At 34.8% G+C, this 21942-nt stretch carries 19 protein-coding genes and 1 pseudogene; 13 read left to right on the top strand and 7 right to left on the bottom strand.

The window, feature by feature from the left end; genetic code table 11:
• Positions 1–14 precede the first annotated feature (14 nt).
• Both OQE68_RS18705 and OQE68_RS18700 read left to right on the top strand, forming a co-directional pair.
• Positions 15–1241 carry a DUF4123 domain-containing protein gene (locus tag OQE68_RS18705; RefSeq protein WP_180571469.1) on the top strand — a complete coding sequence of 409 codons (1227 nt, stop codon included), beginning with the start codon at positions 15–17 and terminating at the stop codon, positions 1239–1241.
• A gap of 24 nt (positions 1242–1265) precedes the next feature.
• Positions 1266–3761, top strand: coding sequence for a LysM peptidoglycan-binding domain-containing protein (locus OQE68_RS18700; protein ID WP_180571470.1), 2496 nt, complete (start codon positions 1266–1268; stop codon positions 3759–3761).
• A 231-nt stretch (positions 3762–3992) separates the two neighbouring features.
• On the opposite strand, the gene OQE68_RS18695 is transcribed toward OQE68_RS18700, so the two are convergent.
• Entirely contained in the window at positions 3993–4853 is an 861-nt protein-coding gene (locus OQE68_RS18695) for a formylglycine-generating enzyme family protein (RefSeq protein ID WP_180571471.1), read from the bottom strand.
• Between the two features lie 108 nt (positions 4854–4961).
• Here OQE68_RS18695 and OQE68_RS18690 point away from each other — a divergent pair, with 108 nt between their 5' ends.
• The 5 genes from OQE68_RS18690 to OQE68_RS18670 all read left to right on the top strand — a co-directional run bounded on the left by OQE68_RS18690 (position 4962) and on the right by OQE68_RS18670 (position 12380).
• Positions 4962–6221, top strand: coding sequence for an ankyrin repeat domain-containing protein (locus OQE68_RS18690; protein WP_180571472.1), 1260 nt, complete (start codon positions 4962–4964; stop codon positions 6219–6221).
• A 136-nt stretch (positions 6222–6357) separates the two neighbouring features.
• A complete protein-coding gene (locus OQE68_RS18685) occupies positions 6358–7152 on the top strand; it encodes a hypothetical protein (protein ID WP_180571473.1) in 795 nt (264 codons plus the stop codon).
• 522 nt (positions 7153–7674) lie between these two features.
• Positions 7675–8505: a type VI secretion system Vgr family protein gene (locus tag OQE68_RS18680; protein ID WP_266195892.1), complete on the top strand. Its 831-nt coding sequence runs from the start codon at positions 7675–7677 to the stop codon at positions 8503–8505.
• Between the two features lie 14 nt (positions 8506–8519).
• Positions 8520–9722 carry a DUF4123 domain-containing protein gene (locus OQE68_RS18675; protein WP_180571731.1) on the top strand — a complete coding sequence of 401 codons (1203 nt, stop codon included), beginning with the start codon at positions 8520–8522 and terminating at the stop codon, positions 9720–9722.
• 36 nt (positions 9723–9758) lie between these two features.
• Positions 9759–12380 (top strand): LysM peptidoglycan-binding domain-containing protein, encoded by a 2622-nt coding sequence (locus OQE68_RS18670; RefSeq protein ID WP_266195774.1) that lies wholly within the window; start codon positions 9759–9761, stop codon positions 12378–12380.
• 38 nt (positions 12381–12418) lie between these two features.
• Here OQE68_RS18670 and OQE68_RS18665 read toward each other — a convergent pair whose 3' ends face one another.
• Entirely contained in the window at positions 12419–13267 is an 849-nt protein-coding gene (locus OQE68_RS18665; RefSeq protein WP_180571713.1) for a formylglycine-generating enzyme family protein, read from the bottom strand.
• Between the two features lie 183 nt (positions 13268–13450).
• Here OQE68_RS18665 and OQE68_RS18660 point away from each other — a divergent pair, with 183 nt between their 5' ends.
• Positions 13451–14392, top strand: a complete 942-nt coding sequence (locus tag OQE68_RS18660; protein WP_266195773.1) for a hypothetical protein — start codon at positions 13451–13453, stop codon at positions 14390–14392.
• A 45-nt stretch (positions 14393–14437) separates the two neighbouring features.
• On the opposite strand, the gene OQE68_RS18655 is transcribed toward OQE68_RS18660, so the two are convergent.
• Together OQE68_RS18655 and OQE68_RS18650 are read right to left on the bottom strand one after the other, a co-directional pair.
• Positions 14438–14890, bottom strand: coding sequence for a DUF3592 domain-containing protein (locus tag OQE68_RS18655; protein WP_180571711.1), 453 nt, complete (start codon positions 14888–14890; stop codon positions 14438–14440).
• 380 nt (positions 14891–15270) lie between these two features.
• Positions 15271–16173 carry a formylglycine-generating enzyme family protein gene (locus OQE68_RS18650; protein ID WP_180571710.1) on the bottom strand — a complete coding sequence of 301 codons (903 nt, stop codon included), beginning with the start codon at positions 16171–16173 and terminating at the stop codon, positions 15271–15273.
• Positions 16174–16455: 282 nt separating this feature from the next.
• Here OQE68_RS18650 and OQE68_RS18645 point away from each other — a divergent pair, with 282 nt between their 5' ends.
• Both OQE68_RS18645 and OQE68_RS18640 read left to right on the top strand, forming a co-directional pair.
• The gene (locus tag OQE68_RS18645) at positions 16456–16731 is read left to right on the top strand and encodes a hypothetical protein (RefSeq protein ID WP_180570430.1); all 276 of its coding nucleotides are present in this window, start codon (positions 16456–16458) and stop codon (positions 16729–16731) included.
• Positions 16724–17080, top strand: coding sequence for a hypothetical protein (locus tag OQE68_RS18640; RefSeq protein WP_180570429.1), 357 nt, complete (start codon positions 16724–16726; stop codon positions 17078–17080). The genes OQE68_RS18645 and OQE68_RS18640 overlap by 8 nt, the downstream gene beginning before the upstream one ends.
• 382 nt (positions 17081–17462) lie before the next feature.
• On the opposite strand, the gene OQE68_RS18635 is transcribed toward OQE68_RS18640, so the two are convergent.
• Both OQE68_RS18635 and OQE68_RS18630 read right to left on the bottom strand, forming a co-directional pair.
• On the bottom strand, positions 17463–18149 hold the full coding sequence (locus OQE68_RS18635) for a tetratricopeptide repeat protein (protein ID WP_180570428.1): 687 nt from the start codon (positions 18147–18149) through the stop codon (positions 17463–17465).
• A gap of 51 nt (positions 18150–18200) precedes the next feature.
• Positions 18201–18602 carry a hypothetical protein gene (locus OQE68_RS18630; RefSeq protein ID WP_180570427.1) on the bottom strand — a complete coding sequence of 134 codons (402 nt, stop codon included), beginning with the start codon at positions 18600–18602 and terminating at the stop codon, positions 18201–18203.
• Between the two features lie 342 nt (positions 18603–18944).
• Here OQE68_RS18630 and OQE68_RS18625 point away from each other — a divergent pair, with 342 nt between their 5' ends.
• Together OQE68_RS18625 and OQE68_RS18620 are read left to right on the top strand one after the other, a co-directional pair.
• Positions 18945–19229, top strand: coding sequence for a hypothetical protein (locus OQE68_RS18625; RefSeq protein ID WP_180570426.1), 285 nt, complete (start codon positions 18945–18947; stop codon positions 19227–19229).
• A gap of 300 nt (positions 19230–19529) precedes the next feature.
• Positions 19530–20516 (top strand): hypothetical protein, encoded by a 987-nt coding sequence (locus OQE68_RS18620; RefSeq protein WP_180570425.1) that lies wholly within the window; start codon positions 19530–19532, stop codon positions 20514–20516.
• Between the two features lie 387 nt (positions 20517–20903).
• Here OQE68_RS18620 and OQE68_RS18615 read toward each other — a convergent pair whose 3' ends face one another.
• Positions 20904–21188: a hypothetical protein gene (locus OQE68_RS18615; protein ID WP_180570424.1), complete on the bottom strand. Its 285-nt coding sequence runs from the start codon at positions 21186–21188 to the stop codon at positions 20904–20906.
• Between the two features lie 454 nt (positions 21189–21642).
• On the opposite strand from OQE68_RS18615, the pseudogene OQE68_RS18610 reads away from it, so the two are divergent.
• Positions 21643–21915, top strand: a pseudogene (locus tag OQE68_RS18610) (transposase); the annotation flags it as partial.
• Positions 21916–21942: the final 27 nt, after the last annotated feature.

Below are 21942 nucleotides of genomic sequence, written 5' to 3'. Positions count from 1 at the left end.
CAAACAAACATCCCATGAAAATTACAGACTACCTTAATCAACATATCTTTAGTAACAATTTAAATCTGTATGGTGTTATAGATACCGTTATATTCAGTGAATTTACAGCTATTCTTTTTGATATTGACCCAGAGGCCAAATATTTTCCGCTATACAAAAATACCCAACTAGAAGCATGTATTGAAATTTCACCCTACTTAGTTTCACTCACACCAAGCTCAAAGCTACTAAATTTTTTAACGGTAAATAAAGCGCCAAAAAACTGGGGAATATTCTTAGCAACGAATAGTAATTGCCACTTTGATAAATTAATACTCTATTTACAAAGTATTTTCTATATAAAGTCACCTGAGTCAGAAGAACTTATTTTTCGTTATTATGATCCAAGAGTGATTAATCCACTGTTACAATCAAGTAATGACCTGGAAAAAAGTCAGCTACTAGGCCCAGTTGAACACCTAATTGTACCTAACCATTACCATTCCGAGCGATTCCAAAATGTATTAGCACCAGACTGGGTATTATGGTTAACCCCAGAACCACTGAATAGTGATATTCCAGGACATCTACCTTGGTATGAGTTTAGTAATAACCAATGGCAAAGTTTGTTGGATGAACATCGAATAAAAGTAGAAGAAACCATCGCTAATCAGCTTATTTCCAAAAATCAAGATTATACCAATTTAACTAAAATACAAATGCACAATATGATTCAGTTTTGGATAGACCAGGCTGCAGAATATGGTATAGAGCAAACAAAACTAGTTATCAGACTCATTGAAGTTATGAATCAATTTGGCCAAGCAATGCCTGAGAAAGAATTGAACTACCTAGAATCAGCAATATTAGAAAATAAAAAATATGATAGTGAAGAGAAAGTACAGCTATTGGAAAAATATGCAGCCTTAGTATATGAAAACCCTGAATTACCTTTTGACCCAATACGTTGCATAACCTATGAAATGTTATTTGAATATGATGGAACTATAAAGCCAATCAAGCCATTTGACGAACAGGATATGGGTAAACGAGTATTATATATGAACACATACCAGAAAATACGCAATAAAAAGCAGCAAGCATTCCAGGCAATGGGGTATTTATATCAATATTATCAAAGTGAACTTATCGATAGCCAACAACGCTATATACCAGTGAATTATTTTTCTCACGAATTCGATAAATATCGAGTTGCACTTGTTCATTTTTATGCTTTATTAACTAACCAAACTAATGAATAATACTACTCAGTATAATAAACTCGCATGCAACTATATAAAGTAAAACTAAGAGATACCTTCGAATCAATTGCACATGAACACTGTATCTCAGTTGAAGAGCTTCACCAAGCCAACCCATTTTTAGACCCAACACAACCATTAAGTTTGAATTGTACTCACCTAAGGATACCTTCAACTACTACTCAACAGCCAGAATTACCTCACTCAATCGAAGAAATAGAAAAAATCACACCCAATCAAAAACCTATTAAGCCGAGTAAAGTTAATGACTGGGAACTAAAGACAGATACTCCAAAAACAACAAGAGATGTTGCTACACCAATACCTGATCAAAGTAAACTTCCCACCACTAGCAAAACTGCAACAATCGAATCCTCATTACCAGCAGATAAAGAAAGCCAGATTAAAACACAGCAATCAGCTAGTACATCAAGCACTAAAGCTCGTTGGCCAGACTCAAAATTTGATTCTACTCCTAGCTCGCCTACTTCTAAGTTTGATACAGCAAGCGGTAAGTATGGTTCACCTGCTAGTAAATTTGAGCCACCTGTGGAACCAGAACCGATTGAATCAAAAGAAACAGCTACTACTGGGCCCCAAAAAGACACTACAATCAAATCAGATGAAAAAACAGCTACTCAAAGTAGCGCAACAAAGCCTTGTGAAAAATGTATGGAGACTTGCTGTTTTACCATTAAATGTTCACATGAAAAAAGAAAAAAACTAACAGAGAAACCTAAAGAATATTATGCAGTAATAGCTGATAAAGTAAAGAACAACTTATATCATGATGAAATAACTATTACACTTGAAGGAGAAAAAGCACCTGACAAGATAAAATATGAGTGCGAAACTATCTCACAAAAAAAGAAAAGCCCTAAATATATACGCACTAAGAAAGAAGTAAAAGCTAAAGTAACACAGGCTGTAAAAGAGTTCACTTTTGAAGTTCTTTATGGAGTGAAAACAATTGCTGGCACTGCAGATAAAATAATTACACAATTTCTATATATTTATAAAACTTTTTATCCAGAGTACAAAACATACAAAGTGAGGGGTGATTGTTTTAGTGAGTTTGTCATTCGGGTTCACAACCCAGATAAATGGGAACTAAAGGTAGGCTTTCCTGCCTGGAAAGAATATAAAAAAGGCCGTCGTCACTATGGAAGCACAAAAATTGAAAACGAAAATTCTGGAATATTGTTTAGTGACCAAAAAAGAAATATGATCGAGGAATCCTCAAAAGCTACATTTGGTCGAAAAAAGAAAGAGGACCAAAAAGCAATAGTTTATGACTCAGAAGGTAGAAGAACTGATAAAAAGGGTAGACCAGTTGATGAGAAGGGAAACTTGATTCATCAAACAGAGGATCGAGGCAGTGAAGAAGGTGATCCTATTTCAGTAGAAGAAAATGATCCAAAATTTAATTTTCCCTTGGGAATCTCATTAATTTGTAATGGAAAAAAAATAACAATTGATGCACTCAATGCATTAGAGGCCATTATTTTTGTAGGCGCTAAACTTGAAGAGGTTTTCGCTGCATTCGATAAATTAACTTCAGGCCCTAAGTTTGGTCTTTATATAAAAGCTAACTTTTCACTAATGAAAGGCGGAGTGGAGGCTAAATGGCATCGTCAGGAGTGTGAAAAATCCCATAAAGTTTATAACTTTTTTGAGTTGGCTCTATGTTTACAGATTATTAGTCTTAGTCTGGAAGCAGGAATAGGAATTAGTTATAACGGGGATATTGGTGCTCAACTTTATTTAAAAATAGGTGGAGGAATTTCTACCAAAGGAGGGATGATTTGGAAAACAGAAGAAAAACCAAGTGAAGACAGTACTTGTGAATTAGAGATTAATGGTAAGCTTGAAGTCGAAGCTGGTTTACGAGCAGAACTTAAGGAATATTTAACATTAGAAGCTATTGTTTGCTCAGGAATTAGAGCAAAAGGCAGTTGCACCATCACTCCAAACGTAAAATCACCAACACAACGAAATTGGTTAATGACAGTTTTACCAGTTGAATGGACTGGCATAACAGGAAAAATTAATATAGTTCTTAATATTGGTGATATTGGGGATTTTGAGGTAGATTTAGAAAAGAAATTTATTGAAGAACAAAATATTGCTAACATCAAATGGCCAACATTTGATGCTACTATGAAATATAGTCCAGATGATATTTCAAAAAACGAAATAAAAAGAATATTCAAAGATAAGCTTAATAGCTGGGGATGCGTAAAAATAGAGTCTTTCGGAAAAAATAAGTATAGGACAACAGATACAATAGCTGAAGACCTAATAGAACCATTCAAAACTAACAAATACTTAAAGAAAGACAAGAAATCGATCATATTACTTATTCAACAGATCAATGAGTATTTTGAGGAAAATAGCGTTGGCAATGTTGTTAGTAATATTTCATATTATGTATTCATAACTAAGGACTACCCCTATATGCTTCAAGAAAATTATACAGATCAGGCTAAAAAAATAAAAGATGAGTTACAAAAAAAGTAAAAAAACAATAAACACTTTCATTACCATACAATATTTAAAGCAAAAACAATGATACTATACCATTATAATTCTTATAAAAATGTATAGTTTGAATATGACTTAAGTAAAATCAGTCTATTATAGAACAGTACATTTATAGACTTATAACAAACAATAAAAAACAAATAATTAGTTAGATAATTTTTCAGGCTATTAGTGTTACTCCTTTTCTAGTGACTAAGTAGTAAGATATTATAATGATGACATTGCACACCTGAAACCCACAAATACCAGCTCACCAGTATCTACAGGTGCTGACCTCCTATTATATAAATATATTAACTTAGGGTTATTACCTATCTTATTACCTCTGTATACTTTATTTTTACCATTTTTTGGTCCTTCTGGGTTATGTAATGGTGAATTTTCAAAGTAGTTTTTATCAAACCAGTCATTAACCCATTCACTAACACCTCCTTCCATACCATACAATCCTAATGGATTTGGTGGATAATGGCCTACAGGTTCAGGTAGTTCCTTATAAGTTTCTAAAGTATATAAATCCGTATTTATATCCACTTTTAAAGTTCCATCATTTGTTGAATAATTAATATCCTTACCTCTATTACGTGCAGCATATTCCCATTCAGCTTCAGTAGGAAGTCTAAAGGGTTTACTTGTTAGGTCAGCTAACCAATTACAATAATCGTTAGCATTATTCCAACTAACGTAAAATGCTGGAACTTTAGGGGAGAATTTTTCAATAACATAGTTAGTTGTTTCTTCATCTACATCTTTTATAGAATTAACTTTAATAAAAATATAAAACTCTTCAAATGTTACTTCAAATTCACCTAAATAAAAATCATCGAGCTTTACTCGATGTTTTACTCTAGATAGCTCACTACTACTGATATTAGGATCATTAGGATCCTGATCTCCCATCCAAAACTCACCTCCTTTAATAAACACCATATTAACTTCTGCACGCTCAGCCAAATCTTTGACTGCTTGCTCTAATTCCTCAGGTGTATATTCTTTAGCTAAAACAGTACTATTTAAAGTACTTAATATAATCCAAACCAAAAAAAACAAAATGCTATATATACCCATGACAATACCTGCAACTACTACTATACTTAAAAATCTACTATTATTATTGTAGTTAGTGACGCATCAACCTGCCAAGTACAATAACCTAACAATTATAAGCTTGTAGCTATGAATAATGTGATAATAGCTCTGTTATTGCTCCTATTAGCTTGCTATACCTCTTTAGTCAAGGCCACTAATAATAACTTAAGTCTATTAGAGGCTACTGAAGCAGGTAACCTTGAACAAGTAAAAGCATTACTTAAACAAGGTAGGGATATTAATGCCACTGGTATTCATAAAGATGACTCAACGCCCCTTATTTTAGCGGCTAAGCATGGCTATCTTGATATTGTTAAAGAATTACTAGTCAATGGTGCAAATATTGAAGCAAAAGATCGTGATAATAGAACAGCATTAACACATGCTGTAAAGAACAATCACCTGGATACAGTAGCTTATTTACTTGAGTATGGTGCAAGCCCTGATGTAAAAGACGACTTTAATAGCTACATTTTAATGTCAGCAATTGAGAATAAAAGCACTTCAATTGCTAAATTACTTATTACTAAAGGTGTCAATACTCATATAACAGATGAAGATGGGTTTACACCCCTTATGATTGCTATAAAAAACCTGGAAATCGATCTGGTTAAACCATTAATCGATAAAGGAGTCAATCTTGAAGCAAAAGATAGTCATGGAAGAACGCCTCTTACTATTGCGGTTATACAAAGTTGGATAGATGAAATTGTTGATATTGTTAAATTACTACTTGCCCATGGCGCTAATATTGAAACTACAGATCAGCAAGGAGCAACACCATTAATGTTCGCAGTCAGAAAGCCAGTTATACCTGTTATTGAGTTATTAATTAGTAAGGGTGCAAACTTAGAAGCAAAAAATAAGGAAAGCTTCACCCCACTTATGATAGCAGCCAAGAAAAACTTTCCTGCAGTAATCAGTTTGTTACTTGATAAAGGTGCTGATATTGAAGCTAACAGTACCTTTGGACTACGCCCACTTATGATAGCAGCACTCAATAACAACCTTGAAAGTGTTAAATTACTTATAGAACGGGGAGCAAACATAGATGCACAAGATAACTATGGTAGAACAGCATTGATGGCTGTCATTCAATACAAACGACTAGCAGCGGCCGAACTATTAATTGAATTAGGTGCTAATCTTGAAGCTAAAAACTTAGATGACCAAACCTCACTAATCATTGCAGCCAAATATAACACCCCTTCGATTATTAAATTACTTATAAAAAAGGGAGTCAAACTTGATACAAAAGATAATCAGGGGAAAACAGCTCTGGATTGGGCTAGAGATAAAGGGCACCACAACATTATTGATCTAATAGCCCAGAATAACAAACAATAATTTACTGCTTGCTCTAATCTCTCAGGGGTTCCTCACTAGAGAAGTGTAAAGAAAGCTGACTTTCATAAGTTAAAACGCTGTTCATTACTAATAGTTGTACTATAATTGTGGTAGATCTATCTCAGCGGTATTAATAATGAAGCCCTATCTAACTCTTGATATATCTAGCGAAGATACAAATTTTACTGTCTATATAAATGGTTTATATTGTGGTTACAACCATACAATAAATCGCAGTGAATTTAAGAAGCCTATAAATCAACTATTGGTATCAGGTAATAATTCTATTCAACTGATATTGCTTCCTAACAATAATCTTATCGATTTTCTTAAAGCTGATACATACTTGAAAGTTGAGTTAAACCAACCAAAGTCTGATGATAAAAATGTGGTCAAAGAATCGACCATTACACCGATGAACCTATTTAAAAATGAAAATAATGAGTTTTTATTTTCCGTAAAATTTGACTATAACTTATTCAATATTGGTCCCTGGCTAACCAATTTATCTCCATTAACCAAAAATGAAGTTACTCAGTTTACTCATTACTTACTAAAGTTAATTAAAGAAAAACAACTAGATGCTCTATTACAGCTTTTCTATGTAAGAAGCCAAATTTATGCTACAGCTTATGGGGAAGAATTTAATAGTAATTTGAGTTTTTTTACTAGTTTTCTCAAAAGCAATGTATTAGCAGCTAATTTAATAAGTCCAACAGTTAAAGACCATCAACTCTACCTCGACTTTACTTTAGACTCACGAATTTGTAATGTTTATCTAAAGCCAGAACTAGAAATAGACACTTTGTTACCTCTTGATCGAAGTTCGCTAACACCAATAATAAGTACTACAGGAAAACATTTTGATGGTGTCTATTCTTTAAAAACTGCTGTAGTTAAGTATAAAGGTCAAATGATGCTGTTTGTTTAATGAAAAGTTAGTAAGGTAGGCGAAGGACTAAAGCAGCAATGTAAATTTATTCAACATGATTTGTTATCCTACGTTCAATTACCTTAAGTGTAATGAATAATGCACTCTATTTACAGATAAGTTCATTGGAGCTGACTCATGTTTCATTCATACTGAAAGTCAGCAAACTAAACTACATTTAAAAGGTTTATAAACTGCAGCTGTCAGCGGCCCTGCCGGCGAAGAAATTTATATCAATGAATATGGGCATAGAGACTATCTTATGGATATTTACTACTTTCGCCTGCATGATTCATCACACACAATATAAAACCTTGAGTATAGTTTAGTGATTCTGAACTAATCGATGATCAATATAGTTGTAGGTAATAATGCAGCAGGCCCTTCGGGTCACAACTCACTCGTTCAACAGCTTCGTTAAAGTGTTTAAGAATAGATGGCTATTCACTGCACACTTTGCCTTGCTGTTAAACGAGTGAAGCTGCGACAAAAATAATAAATAACCATAAGATAGTCTCTTAAATCCAATTTCAGTGGGACCGCCAAGGCCAAAATGATGAAAACACATCAAAATGGGTACGAGTCATTCATAATTGGACCGGCCCACAATGGGGACAACTCACCCTGCCCCGCCTAGGCCAAGAATTAATGCTGGATTTTATCAATGGTGACCCCGACCACCCCATCGCCCTTTCTAGAATTTATCACGCCAATAACAAACCACCTTATAAGTTACCCCCCAATAAAACCCGGCTAACACTAAAAAGCCAAAGCTCATTAGGTGGTGATGGTTTTAATGAAATTCGCTATGAAGATAAAAAAGGTCAAGAGCAAGTTTTTTTTCATGGTGAAAAAAATTGGAATTTAACCGTTAAACATGTCCAGCGAGAACAAATCCAAGCTAACCGCCACTTAATCGTCGATGCATCCCGCTATGAAACCATCAAAGGCGAACACCACCGTAAAAAAGACCAACTAGCCAATCGCCAAATCGGTCAATCCGAAAACATCACCAGCGGCCAGCAATACCAACTAAAAACCGCCAGTATACACACCGAAAAAACTGGCACCGAACAACGATTCCAAGCCAGCATGAAAATGGTTATCGAAGCCGGCAACGAAGCCACCGTCACCGCAGGTGGATCTTTTATAAAGGTCAATGCCGCCGGGGTGTTTGTATCGCCTAAATCGACGATAAAGAGTGGCAAGGTGGGGCATGGGAGTTTTAGTTTGTCTTTGCCTGTTGGCACGATAAAAGGTCTACTGGCGGCACTTAGTGCCACATCATCGGTGCCATCAACAGCAGAAGACTGCCAATTACAAGAAGAGTGTAAAGACTGTAACTTAACCTAAGTTTTTAAGTTATTATGAATATTCAATCATATATTGAGCAACAACAAAGCGTAGGCCAAAATTGTTATGTATTAGCTGATGGCGCAGTAATAGAGAATATTCTTGAAAAAATATACGACACCGAAGGTGACCCAACTTTTTATCCTATATACAAAGAAACAATTCTTGAAGCCGTTATAGAAAAAACACCTTGTTTAGTTGAAATTAAGTCAAATTCCCCCTTTTTAAGCTTTTTACTACAAGAACCCACTGATGACGAAAGCTGGTTAATTCTGTTTAGCCAACATCCCCTATCAACACTGGTCAGTCACTGGCAAAGTCTGCTGTATACGACAATACCAGATAGTGGTAAAGAAGTGTTATTTTTTGCTTACCGCTCAAGGGTATTTAAGCAACTGATGGCAGGTAGCAGTGAATTAGAGAAAAGCCAGTTGTTAGGCCCCATAGAACAACTACTTACATTAGATTCAGCAGGCACTGAAATTGATGGCTGGCATATTTGGCACAATACAGAAGCATGGAATGGTCAAATACCAGAGGAAAGGCCTTGGTATCATTTGAGTGATGGTCAGTGGCAGCATTTACAAGCTATCCACCATAATAAAGTGATAAAAATCATTTTTGTCCGTTTAGTTCAAGAAAATAAAAATTTTGCTTTAACCAGCGACGTTCAATTAACCGCACTAATTGAATACTGGTTGAAGAAAGCAGAATCTTATCAAATTTTCAATACAGAACAGGTCATTAAACTAATCCAGGTGATGACCGAGTTTGGTGAGCACCTTCCAGATGAAACCTTTTCCCAAATGGAAAATAATTTACTTCTTAATGATCAACTTTCAGAACAAGAAAAAATCAATTATCTGGAAAACTACGCCGCATTGGTTTATGAGCATCCTAACTACCCAATTAATCCCATGCGGTGTTTGGCGTATGATAAAATTTATCAATACACAAAAATAAGTCGTCGTGCTATAGACCCATTCAATGATTTTGACAGTAATCTTCGGCTTGTTTTTATGCAAGCTTATCAACAATTACTACCTTACCGAGAACAAGCATATCAAGCAATGCAAGCGATGTATCAATATTATGGCAACCAGTTGATTGACCGAGAAAGACATTATTTGGCAATTAGTTATTTTTCCGACAGGGATACAACCTATCGAAATACTCTATATCATTATTTTAATCAACTGGTTGAATCTCATGTATAACACAAAACCTCTGTATAAGTAAAAGAAATCATAACAATGCAATTACATACTACACGTCATGGTGATGACTTAAGCAGTATAGCTGCCAAATATGATACAACCGTAGATGATATTTTGAACTATAATAAACATCTATCGAATGCAACGACCCTACCTGCTGGCAGCAAAGTAATTATTCCAGTAGAGGCAGTAGAATTCGATACTGATTCAGTATCAGCAAGCAACCCTCATCCCAAAATAAAAAAGGTTAACCCTCAACCAGATAAAGTACCTAGTACCCCCAAAGGTCCAAAAATAGAAGCTGCAGAATCAGACAAGCAAATCAAAAATACGCATCCAGATTTAGTTAAAAATGATTCTAAGCCTATTAATGAGATTTCCCAGAAAATTGACAACCGAGAACAAGCTAACCCTTTAGAAAGTGAAGTAACTCAAAATAAGACTACCAATCAAAAAACTCAAGAAGACTGTTTGCCTTGCAAAGCAAAATGCCAAATTAAAATTGGTTGCCAACATAACTTAAGAATTTATGAGAAAAAACCACCCTATTATGCGATTGTACCTGGCAACAAAGAAAAAGACCAAAATAAAGATGGCCATTATTGTGATAAAATTAATATATGGTTGAAAGGATCCTACGTACCTAAAGCTATTTACTTAGATAAAGAGATTATCAAAAAAAAAGGAGCTGACCATGGAGGGAGTCATTTCCAAAAAGAAGTTCCTTATACCCAGTCTTTTTCTATAGCATCATTTGAGTCGCTTAATTTAATAGGCCTGAGTAAAATGATTAACCCGCCAATTGAGAACTACTTACTATACGGTGACTGCCTTGGAGCTATACCAATAAAAGTACATAGCCCAGATGTATGGGAGTTAAAGATTGGTTTCCCTGCCTGGAAAAGTGTTGAAACCGGTAGAAAAAGTTTTGGCTCAGTACGACCATCAGAAGCAGATGAATACGAAGTATATCGTAATAGAAGAAGCGGAACACGATCCACAACAGTGTCTCGAACTCGACAAAGAGCACCAGATGGTGAAGAAACTAATAATACCCAGCCAACTACAGTAAGTGGAGGAAACCAGCAATCTCAGACAGCCACAGGCTCCAATGAGGCAAACTCAACAAGTAGTACCACAGCTAGTTCTATAACTAATACTTCACCAAACACTGGAGGTTCAAACACTCAAACAGACTCATCAACGAGTACTACATCTAGCTCTACAGCTAATACTGCAAACCAACAAATTCAGACAGCAACAGATAGCTCCGACACTGTAGTACAATCTACAAGCCCAACGACGAGTTCTTCCACCACAACCACTCCTTCAACTGATGAACAAAGTCAACAAACTCAAACAAGTTCCAGTAGCAGCAGTAGTCATGAGCTAGAAGCGAATGTGGCTACAGATTCCTCAGCCAACACTGGAACTCAATCCCATCAAACAACTACAACGGATACTAGCTCTCCCCCTTCTAGTTCCTCATCCGAAGGAGCAGGGGAAAGCATTTCACGCGAAGTTAAATATAATTTTCCACCAGGAGTTGAATTAAAATGTAACAATCAAACCGTTACTCTTAATAGTCTACATAACTTGTATCAAGTGATCGTAGCAGCCAAAAATATTTTAAATATAGTTGGATATGTACAAAGTGTTATTCTATCGATAAAGCCTAAATGGGGAGTCTACGTTAAAATGTCATTAGGCTTTATGGAAGGGGGTATTCATGCTAAATGGCATGAAAAAGAGCACCAAAAAGATCATAGAGTATATACTTATTTTGAGTTTGGCATTAGTTTGAAGTTTATCAAAATAGAGCTAGAAGTGGGGATAGGAGCCTCTATTTCAGATGATGTTGGTATACAACTTTATTTAAAAGCTACAGGAGAAGTAAGCGCCACCGATCTAATTGTTTTTGATGAGCCGGACCTTAATTACAAAAAAGTTAAAAAAGATATTCTATTCAAGGGTGCTGTTGAGTTTTCAATAGGCTTTCGTGCACAGGCTAAGGAGTACTTTAAAGTAGAAGGATGTTTTAGTTCAGGCTTTGAGATACCAATTAATGCTATTTTAGCACCAGGCAATGACCCCTTTTTTCATATTAAAGGCAAACTAATTTGGACAGGGGTAAAGGGTAAACTTGAAGTTTCAATCAGTACTGGTAAAGACTCAGGCTTACTTAAGTTTGATTTTGAAGAAGATTTCATCCCACCTAAAGATATTGCTGAATTCAACTGGCCAGACAAACCTCAAGAATATAATCCTTCTTTTACTCCGTCTCAAGAAATAAAAAAAATATTTGAGGAGCAATTAACTGACTGGTGGAACATTAAAGTAGGTAAAAAATATATAAAGGAAGATGTGTGGTTAGGATTTAATAGTATAAAATTCACTGAAATTACAACCAAAGATATTGTTGATGCTTTAGTAGAACCAATTATTAATCATCCCTATATGCTAACTGACAAACAAACCATTAAACTGATCGCTCAAAAGGTCAATGAAGATTTAGACAAAATGGGTGAGCGGGATTGGGAGCGAGATTATGTAGATCAAGACGAATTTTATAATTATATTAATACTCAATACAAAAAAATCTTAAAAAACTATGAAGATCAAGCAGCTATTAATGCTGATAAGCTTGCTAAAAACTGAGTAAAATCAGGAGTATGAATCTTAGAAAACATTAAAAACTAAATTGCAGATTGAGCACACCGAAAGCCAATAAAACTGTGGTCACGTGGTATAGGCTCCATACTTTTTCTTTTATAAAGGTATTTAAAAGTTTGGTCTCTATTTTTATGCGCACCTCTGATTACTTTTTCAGTGCCCTCAGCAGGCCCTTGAGGATCTTTTTCTGGAGAATGAAAGAAATAATCGCTGCTATACCAATCGCTCACCCATTCAGCATAACCACTTTCCATTCCGTAAATCCCTAGGGGGTTCGGCAAGTATGCGTCTACTGACGCAGCCCAAGATAAGAATTCTATAGGTTCAGTGTTAATAGCCGGCTTTAGGGTATTATCATCTGTTGCATATTTTACATCTTGCCCTCGGCTACGAGCAGCGTATTCCCATTCAGCTTCAGTCGGAAGCCGATATGGTTTACCTGTTAAGTCCGCTAACCATTGACAATAGTTATTCGCATCTTCCCATGAAACACGGTTAATTGGTGATTTAGGGGAGCGTCCTTTAATTTTTTCTGTGTTAATTTCAGCAATATAGTTATTAGTAGCTTGTGCAAAAATTTGGAAATCCACCAAAGTGGTTTCATATTTGCTTATATAGTAATCACTAAGAGTTACCTTATGTTGGTGGGCATTATTTACTAAGGTAGGGACAAGTTCTTTATAGTTGGGTGGTTGATTACCCATAATAAAGGAGCCCCCTTCAACAAATACCATATTGGCATCAGCCCTTTCCAACAGTTCATTGATGCGTTCTTTCAGCTCTGCACGACTCAATTCTTTAGAACATCCTGTGCCAATAATAACTAAAAGCACAATACTAATCCAAAGAAAGCCAGTTAATGGTTGCTTCATCACCTAATCAATAACCCTTTTCATAACAAGTTTAGCCTTATCTACTTCACCTTCAACTATCATGACTTAATAAAAGTATAAATAATTTGTTTACTGTTTGTAATCAAATTAACCGTAACTTAACTGCAATTCTTAAGCAGGATATCCTATGCTATAAATACACTCAGAGTAAACATAAGTATTATGAAAAAATTTATACCAAGGAACCTTTCACTTATCATCCTCGGGTTAGTAATGCTAGGGATAACAGGTGGTATCGGTTACTTTATATCCTACTACGAATATGAGAACGGCTTTATTATAAGGAAACAAGCTCCAATGAAAGAGCATTTAGTATTGGATATTACCGCCCAAAATTCTTTAATTACTATTCAGGTCAATGGCCTGCTTTTTACGCATTTAAGAACTTTGCAACGAAGTGGGCTGAAAATGCCATTTAATGAGCTACTTGTCAAAGGAGAAAATCAAATAAAACTGGAAATATCCCCTAGTGGACCTATTGCTGATTTTCTTAACGAGACTATAAACATACACATATACAGCAAATTCCCTAAGTATGATGATGCTAAAAAAGTTGTTATTTTTCAGCAATCAGTAAGACCTAACGAATTAACTAAAATCAAAGATCAGGAAACATATCAGTATATCATAAAATTTCCCTACCAGGGTTTTGACATAACACCCGTATTAAGCCAGCTTTCACCCGTGACACAACAAGAAGCCATAGCATTTGCTCTTCATGCAGTAAGTTTGATCGAAAATAAAGATTTGGAGTCATTTGCTAACTTATTTTACATAAGAAAAAAAATATTCTCTCAGGCTTACAACGAAGAATTTGAGAAAAATTTTAGGCAACAAATAAATATTTTTAAGTCAACATTTATGAGTACAGGCCTAGAGAAAATGGAAATAGAAAATCACGAATTTGTCCTTACCCCTCACGTAGGTGGCAAAGTGTATAGTATTTACATCAAACCTGACTTTGAACTAGATATCAATAAAAGTTTAGACAAATCTGAAATATTACGTAACTTGCTGATAAGCAAACGTACCAGAGGTACCCCACAATACAGTTTAGAATGTTCAATTGCTAAATATCAAGGCAAGTTAATTTTTTTTATTTAACAAGTAAGATTTTTATTTAAGTGGTTACAAACACTAAGAAATAATTTAATGCTGATTTTTATATTTCCGAGAACCGCCCATTAATATTCCACCAATAGTAATTAGAACTACAGCCCCAAAACTCAAACCAATAATAGCTAGAAATAAGTCAACAAATGAATAAATTATGAGCTCTCGCGGATTAAATGGGTTATAGTAGATTTCCACTTTAGAATCTATAGAGTAAGGTTGCTCACTAGAGCCTGTCTTATTAGTAGCAGTAATTTCTACACCACGATCTGACGTATACTCTACAACTGGATAATAAGTATCCAGGTCTTTAGGTTCAATAGAGATTCGTTTATAGGTCTGGTAATCTATAACAACACCTGTAGTCTTTATACCATTAAAGTAAAGATAAGTGGAATAATTGTATATATAGTAGCAACCATAGATTAATACACATGCTAGTGTAATAAGACCACAGCCTGCGGCTAAATATTTAGCTTTATTAGTCATTATTTTTATTAACTATCTATAATCACACTAGTAAGATTCACTATAGCATAGAATAGATCTATAGTAATCATCCTAAAATACAGATTATCTTTCAATGGTGACTCAAGCCTCTGTGTTCATAAAATCCTTCTTGGTGCAATCGCCAACATGTGATATTGGCATTGACAATAATAAGGCTCCGACAACGCTGAGTGGCATTTATTAGTTGAATCCACTACTTATAAATGATTCATTGGAAATAAACTTCTCTTTAACAGAAAGAAGCCAATGCAACAACATAGTAGACCTTGGTCTCCCAAACCTGTTGATGAAATAAGAAGACAGCAATTGTATGCTATACGAAGTATGTTTTTAGATGGCTCTAATAAAGGTCAATATGCTTAAGGTAACTTATCTTGATAGTTTATGACACAGCGAACACCTATGGACCGTCTTGAAGGGCCACTTGGATTAAGTAGGCTTTTTTCATAGTCACCTTGCGATCCCCTGCCTATATTATCATTTTTGAAACTATTCCCTTCCATACCACTTCGCCAAGCATGCTTATCGCCTTCCTTAGGTCCTTGGGGGTTATGTTCAGGAGAGTACTCATAGTAATCGGCAGCATAATAGTCCTTTACCCATTCCCCCACGCTGCCCATCATATTATATAAACCTAATTGGTTTGGCGGATAATGCTCATTCACTAGAAACCTGTTGTTTAAATCAAAATCATCCCCCTTAACAACAGGCTCATTGAGCTTACCTGTTTTATCAAACTGGCCCGTTGCTGTAGCAAATGGATGCTCTTGCCCTCGACTACGAGCAGCATACTCCCACTGGGCTTCAGTTGGTAAATCAAAAGGGAGTTTTGTCAGTTTACCCAACCAATCACAATAGGCTTTAGCCTCTGTCCATAGCAGAAGATGAGCAGGTTTGTAATCTTCCGCATGTGCCTTGCTGAACTTTGGTAATTCCCATCCAATTGGATTATATTTTTTAAAGATCTTCATTTCCCAATTATTGGCCTCATATTTATACATATAGAAGCTATCTAGAGTTACTTTATGCACAAAATCATCATCAGGGTAGGCTGTGATTCTATAACGCTTGCCATTTTCCACAAGACCAAAATCCCCCATCATGAAAGAGCCCCCCTTAACAAACACCATATTATCCAAGGTATGTTTAATCAGCTTTTTAACATCTTCATTTTGAGTGATATCCTCACTTTCTGCATTACATCCAGCGCTAAGCACGACTGTAAGAGAAAGCCAAGGCAGCAATGTAAATTGCTTCAACATGATTAGTTATCCTACGTTCAATTACCTTAAGTGTAATGAATAATGCACTCTATTTACAGATAAGTTCATTGGAGCTGACTCATGTTTCATTCATACTGAAAGTCAGCAAACTAAACTACATTTAAAAGGTTTATAAACTGCAGTTGTCAGCGGCCCCGCCGGCGAAGAAATTTATATCAATGAATATGGGCATAGAGACTATCTTATGGATATTTACTACTTTCGCCTGCATGATTCATCACGCACAATATAAAACCTTGAGTATAGTAATCTGGAACTGTTATGGATAAAGCTAAAGTATTTGATCACTGGGGAGAGCCAAATGTTCTTGTTCGTGTTCCGACTAAGGCAGTCACCTCGGCTAAAGTACCAAGGCCTTTTGGTAATACTCACGACGTTGGCTGGGAACCAAATACAGAAGCATACCCCGGTGCAGGTACAGGAGGCTACAATCAGTTTCTAATGACCACAGACACCTGGGATGACTCTTGGGTAATACCTTTAAAATCTACCAAAAAGCCATCTAGTTCCACAAAGAAGGAGCCTAATAGTGAGTAAAGATATCCAGTTGCTATTAGCGCAAGGTATAAATGAAGAATTACATAAAGCAATACTTGAGAAAATCTTATTTGCGTTTAGAAATTCTAGTATAACTGTATCAAGAAAAGATTTTCTGAGTATGAAGCATGGTAGTGTTAGTGCTGCTCAGAAAATTTATAAAAATTTAAGAAATTGTTCTTGCTCTAAAATATGGCCGGAAGGTGAATTAAAGAACTATGATAGTTATCAAAAATGTTCAGTAAAGGTTAATAATAGTAACAGGCAACTCTCAGTTTTTTCTGAACCTTCTTGGTCAGACCAATCTAATTATGAGCTAAACCCCACAGTTAGCTTGGAGCTCATTTAAAAAAAATATGGAAGATAAATTAGACTTAGTCGGTTAATTTTCTTTCGCTGAAGACTCTATAAAAAAAATGCCTATACAGAATACCACCCAGGCGATACGAATTATTGGAGCGAGAATGCTCCTATAGCAATTCATTATTACCCATATCATGAATCCTATATTAGATCTTGCAAAAAATGCAAGGCAATATTTTTAACTTATACGGAGTATGCCGGACATGGTCCTCAAAATCGTATAAGATATGTTCGCAAAGAGTTAATTCAAAGGTAAAGATAGAACATATAGTGAACTAGGGAAATCGTGCTATAGTTGATATTAAATAACTCCCCTTCTATTTTTATAAGAATACGAAGGGGATAAAATCGCATCTACACTTATAAAATCACTCTCCCATCTTTTTTTTACACTCCCTGACACAACGGCTAGCAACAGCATGTTTTGGATACTTATCCAGGAACTGAGTGAATGCGTCGATGGCATCTTGATATTTGCCTAATTCTTGGTAAATATGCCCCAAGTTGAGGGCTGCACTGGGGAAGTCATCACTTAATGCCTGCGCTTTTTGATAAGCTTCAATTGCCGCGGGATAGTTCCCATCATTGGTTGCTAACCAACCTAAGTTATACCATGCAGCTGGATGTTTTGGCGTAATTTCCAAACATTTATCCACCATTGCTCTAGAGAGTTTAAAGTTTTTATGATGAGCTGCAGCAGAGGCTCGCTGTAATAGTTCTTCTGTTTCCCACTGCGGTAAAACATCCTCTGTTTGAGCTTTAACTATCGCATCATCACTTGAAAGCACACCTTTTTTTTGTTGCTCTTTAAGATCATTAACAATGACATAAACATAATTCATAAAACCACAGCGACAGCGTAAGGCTGCTTTATAATACAACAGTTCTCCACACGTTCGTTTTGGCCCTATATCGCCCGTTATATATTGACCTTTCTTATCACAGGCTATACAAAGATGGTTAGCGGTTGACTCTTCTTTTTCAATATTTGTTGTTGGTCGATATCCATAATAAAGTGATAAACCTTTACAGCATGTAGTTTTTGTTTTTTTCATATTGCACATATCATTCACATTACTATCCTCATTTTTATAATTAATATATTTCTATCCACTTGTTATACAACGATCACGATTAAATAATATTTTTATTCGACCAAACTCCGCATTTAGCTTTTTTTCCATAATTAAGTCATCACTAAGCGTTTCACTCACATCATTCTCTTCTGGAAGGCTAACTTTAAACCCAGTAGGAAAATCCATATCTCCCTCTCCATCTCCATCAATATCTTCATGTTTTCGTTTTTGCTCTTCAGAGACATACTCCATTCGAATTGGTAACTCAATTTCAACCCGATCTATGTTGTAACGATATTCCTTACCTGATTTTTCCATTAAATTATTAGCATTTCTTAAAGTACCATAAAGTGCATATAGTATTTCATGCAGCTCACGTTTTATTCTATTACTACGTTTACCTGCATCAGATGTATTATCTTTCTTTTTCATAATCACCCCTACCTATGAATTCTATTCTACTATTTACTTCTTATAAAACCTTTCTTTTACAATATTATTTAAACAGTCATTTCATTATACTTAATAAATTATTGCGTATTTATTACCAAATAGAGCATACCCTCTTTTCCAAACGCAATAACAGTATTATAGCTTAACAATAGCACTACAGATAGTTTATCTATTTTTACAAATAAAACTTAATACTAATCAAACATTCAGACTATTATAAAACATTATATATCTTAACAAGATTTATTTGATATACCTTGCTATACATTTAACTGCATGTTTGAAAGTAATAAAAAAAATCATTTTCAAGGAGAGATCACAATGGCTAATGCTGTAGAATTATCAGGTTATATAGTTGCTTTTGCGGGAGCAGCAAGAGTTGCTCAAGCTGCTATGTCTACTGGCACAGATCCAATGACAATAGCAGAATATACTTTTGAAATTAATATTTCAGCAGACTTTGATATCAAATCAGATACAGATGTTAAAATAAATCTATGGAGAGTAAATTTAAACCAAAAAATAACCACTGAATATAAGAATCATTGGGGCATTAGAGTTGAGTGCAAAATAAAACCTGCAGCTGTAATAGCTGCTGAAACTTAGGAGCGTCTTAATTTCTAACTAAAAAAATATAATGGAAGTTAAATAAAGCATACTATGTATGTAAAATTTTTCTTCCATTTATAACCTAACAGCACCAATCCAACCGACCTTTTAACTACTAGCAAAAAGCAATATACCACCCCTATATTTTAAAACATAAACCATCAAAAGAAACAAAAAACTAGATCAAATAATATTAATTATAAACAAATAAGCAGATTAGCTTTAGTTGAAACACCAAGCAATAAAAATCAATTTTAAAAGAGATATATAAAACTCAGCCAAGATCAGGGAAAAACCATGAACTATATTACAGACCCAAGTTATTTATCGTTACATGAGAACTACAGCAATGAAAAAAAAACAACACAAGAGTTACAAGAAAACACTTATTTAAACTCATTTGCATGGAAATTTATAAGTGATGCCGAAAACAAAGGGATAAAAATAAAGAAAATTATTGATAACAAAATTAAAGAGGGTGGCTTCAAAGACTTTTCAGGAATAGATGAGCCTAATAACCTCCTTAAAAATTTCTTTTACATTGCAAGATATGCAGATATAAATAAAAATGATTTCACCCAAAAGGAAAAAATTTCCAAAAACTCTCCACTCTATTACAAAGAACTCAAAAAAGCAACTTATGATGAAAAACCATGGAACTTAGACTGGAGGCAAATACCTGATTATATTAAGAAACACATATACATAAATAGAGAAAAAATTTTTACACGCCCTTTTAATAGTGAGTTCAAAATAAACTCCGTAAATTTTAATTCCGATGAAAATAATTTTATACATGATACAGGAAAAATATATGATAGACTTGAAAGCTCTACAGACCCCAAAAAAGATGGAACTAGGTTTAAATTTATCTCTAAATGTGCAAAATGTAACAGACTACAAAGCAATCCAATCATTCAATATCAAGATGATAACCATCCTTATATGGAAGGATATTTGATGAATGTCTTAGATAACAAAGATACCCATGCAAAAAAGTATTATAAAACTGCCTATGATAGTAAATTAGGCCTACTTTCCGGACCAAGCGGAACTTCACATAGAGTAAAAAATCTAATAACCTCTTTATACAAAAATCATGATCAAAACCTTGATTTAATAATTACTTCTATTTGTTTAGCTTGTTTAGGAATCCCTTATAACTGCCACTCTTTTTATGAAATAGTCACCGTGATTATGCCAGACAACAAAGATTTTCATAATATAGATAAATTTAATTTATCTTACAAAAAAATAGACTGGAATATAAAATACGCCACATAAAATACTATTTTTACTATATATTTACAGCACCCTCACTCACCTATTATCATTTAAATTATTTGGTGGTGAGGGTGTAAGTAATTTTTTAAGCACTCAAACAAGGCAAACTGTATGAGTCTAGCTATAATTTTTAGGTGTAGCAGAATAACTAATCTACAAGCTCAGCTAATCCATTACCCATGATTGAAAAAATCTCATCATAGCACTTATCCTGACTTCGAGAGAAACTTTTACAGACTTTTTTAATGTATAAAATTTATCATAATAGAGACTTTATAAAATATAATTTCTGCACACTCCCCATAAACGTTATATTAAATTTAATTCCAGTGAATAGGCTTTTAGGAATACTAGTACTAGTTTTATCCTCGACTTGTTCAGCCTGTCTTACATGGTGGCAGAGTAATAATACCTTGCACTATCCACTATCACGTAAATCGTCTGAGCCTGTAGATACCTTTTCAAATAGTTAAAAAGATAAATGGTTGAATCTAAATTGATATTGTCTTCATTAAATAGAGCAATCGTTTCCAGGGTTTCTGCTCTCATCACACCATGAATATTGTAGCAAGATCGACCTGTATTCGACTTTGTTTTTTCTTGCCCTTTCTTAATCCAGCTATACGCGGCTTCTGTACAGTACAGTCGGGAGCATCGTATCAAGTACTTCATCAACCTACTTTGTCTTCATTAATTGATTATATTGCTCAAGAAACTCTTCTTGAGCCTGTACATTGGGATTAGCTGGCACAGAAAACCGGTCATACCACTAGTACTGTATTTAATACCAAAGGTTGCTTTTAGATAGTGACAAACACTTCCTATACTCAAATAATATATGATTATCAAGTTATACTCACAGACGTTTTTTGCTCATCGGAAAGCTTAGATTTACTGCCTTTATGATTCTTTTTTAGTAATACAAATCATGGTAAATAATCTGTAAAATACTTTGTCACAGTATTTAACTTAATTTGACTATGAGTTTAATAATGGCAAGGATTACTTCTATTCCAGATGAGTTGTATGACTACGACTTTGATGCCTTACTAAATAAACACAACCAAGAACAAGGCTTTATTTGTTAGCGATGACTCATTTACAAACAGGTTAGTCCCAAACTGAAATTGCACTAGGCATTAACATGGAAGGACATAAAGAGCTATTAGGGTTGTGGATCTCCGAAAATGAAAGCGCTAAGTTTTGGTTGTCAGTATTGACGGAGCTAAATAATCGAAGGGTTAAAGATATCCTGATTGCCTGCGTGGATGGGCTAATGGGTTTCCCTGATGCTATAGCCACCGTATTCCCTAAAACGTCAGTTCAGCTCTGTATTGTACATATGATTCGTAACTCACTTAAGTATGTCTCCTGGAAAGACCGCAAGGCACTGGGGGCTGGCTATCCAACACTTTTCAATTGCATT

The sequence above is a fragment of the Spartinivicinus marinus genome (genome assembly GCF_026309355.1).
Lineage (GTDB): Bacteria > Pseudomonadota > Gammaproteobacteria > Pseudomonadales > Zooshikellaceae > Spartinivicinus > Spartinivicinus marinus.
Note: the sequence above shows the minus strand (reverse complement) of the source record. Positions and strands in the feature narration are given on the sequence as shown.

Coding starts and splice junctions, on each gene's coding strand:
- OQE68_RS18695 (WP_180571471.1), bottom strand. CDS start 4,853: ATGGGTATATATAGCATTTTGTTTTTTTTGGTTTGGATTATATTAAGT.
- OQE68_RS18625 (WP_180570426.1), top strand. CDS start 18,945: ATGGCTAATGCTGTAGAATTATCAGGTTATATAGTTGCTTTTGCGGGA.
- OQE68_RS18665 (WP_180571713.1), bottom strand. CDS start 13,267: ATGAAGCAACCATTAACTGGCTTTCTTTGGATTAGTATTGTGCTTTTA.
- OQE68_RS18670 (WP_266195774.1), top strand. CDS start 9,759: ATGCAATTACATACTACACGTCATGGTGATGACTTAAGCAGTATAGCT.
- OQE68_RS18705 (WP_180571469.1), top strand. CDS start 15: ATGAAAATTACAGACTACCTTAATCAACATATCTTTAGTAACAATTTA.
- OQE68_RS18650 (WP_180571710.1), bottom strand. CDS start 16,173: ATGTTGAAGCAATTTACATTGCTGCCTTGGCTTTCTCTTACAGTCGTG.
- OQE68_RS18630 (WP_180570427.1), bottom strand. CDS start 18,602: ATGAAAAAGAAAGATAATACATCTGATGCAGGTAAACGTAGTAATAGA.
- OQE68_RS18655 (WP_180571711.1), bottom strand. CDS start 14,890: ATGACTAATAAAGCTAAATATTTAGCCGCAGGCTGTGGTCTTATTACA.
- OQE68_RS18620 (WP_180570425.1), top strand. CDS start 19,530: ATGAACTATATTACAGACCCAAGTTATTTATCGTTACATGAGAACTAC.
- OQE68_RS18615 (WP_180570424.1), bottom strand. CDS start 21,188: ATGAAGTACTTGATACGATGCTCCCGACTGTACTGTACAGAAGCCGCG.
- OQE68_RS18700 (WP_180571470.1), top strand. CDS start 1,266: ATGCAACTATATAAAGTAAAACTAAGAGATACCTTCGAATCAATTGCA.
- OQE68_RS18690 (WP_180571472.1), top strand. CDS start 4,962: ATGAATAATGTGATAATAGCTCTGTTATTGCTCCTATTAGCTTGCTAT.
- OQE68_RS18675 (WP_180571731.1), top strand. CDS start 8,520: ATGAATATTCAATCATATATTGAGCAACAACAAAGCGTAGGCCAAAAT.
- OQE68_RS18645 (WP_180570430.1), top strand. CDS start 16,456: ATGGATAAAGCTAAAGTATTTGATCACTGGGGAGAGCCAAATGTTCTT.
- OQE68_RS18660 (WP_266195773.1), top strand. CDS start 13,451: ATGAAAAAATTTATACCAAGGAACCTTTCACTTATCATCCTCGGGTTA.
- OQE68_RS18685 (WP_180571473.1), top strand. CDS start 6,358: ATGAAGCCCTATCTAACTCTTGATATATCTAGCGAAGATACAAATTTT.
- OQE68_RS18635 (WP_180570428.1), bottom strand. CDS start 18,149: ATGAAAAAAACAAAAACTACATGCTGTAAAGGTTTATCACTTTATTAT.